1 pseudogene is annotated in these 807 nt (G+C 44.6%); it reads right to left on the reverse strand.

The window, feature by feature from the left end:
• Positions 1 to 807 (reverse strand): annotated as a pseudogene (locus QVP90_RS03285) (mobilization protein); the annotation flags it as partial.

The following is an 807-nucleotide window of genomic DNA, read 5'->3' on the forward strand; positions in this document are numbered from 1 at the left end:
CTTTGGTAAACCCGATAACAGCGCATAATTTTTCCATTCTCAACATCTCTTTGAACATGGGAAACCATTTGTGGGCTTTTTCAAGCAAGGTGCTCAATCGTGATATTTCCTTGTCTTTGGCTTCAAGTTCTTGATTATGTATTCTTTGAAGATTACGAATTTGTCTGCTATGCTGTTCCTGTATTTGTTGTATCTGAATTTTTAATTCATCAGTAGCTTTGTCCCGTTTGGTAATTTCCTGATGTAGCTGCTCGATGTGATGTTCCAGTTCTTTCAGCTTACCGCTTCCGAAAAGAGAACCTACACCGCTTGCTATGGCGGTAGCAGCATTGGTGGCTGTTTTCTTTAGTTTGTCCGTGCGTATCTCTGCTTTTACCTGTTTGAGTTCCTGCTCGGCAAGGCTTACCTGTTGCTCCTTGTGTCGCTTGGTTTCCTCTATACGTTGCAGTTCGGCTTTCTGTTTCTCAATGATAAAGTCGTTTCGCTCCAAATGCTCCTTACCTGTGACAGCCTTTGACTGCCCACGTTCCATTAGGAGAATATCGGAAGCCAAGGTCTGCATGGTTGCCATATCTTCGTCATTGAGCTTTCGGCTCTTTCCGGTTTCATGGTTCATCCAGTCGAATACGACATGAGCATGATAATTTGGTTTGAACCATCTGTTACCGACTTGGAAGCTCTCTTTGTCTTCCGCTTTCGGCTGACCGTTCAGCCAATGCCCTTCGTCTTTGTGCAGGAAAATTTGTAGCGGAGTGATGCCCCAGCGTCTTTGACACTCTTCACCGAATTTGCGTACATCAGCCAGTG

It is taken from the genome of Bacteroides sp. CAG:189 (assembly GCF_000432295.1).
Lineage (GTDB): Bacteria > Bacteroidota > Bacteroidia > Bacteroidales > Bacteroidaceae > Bacteroides > Bacteroides salyersiae.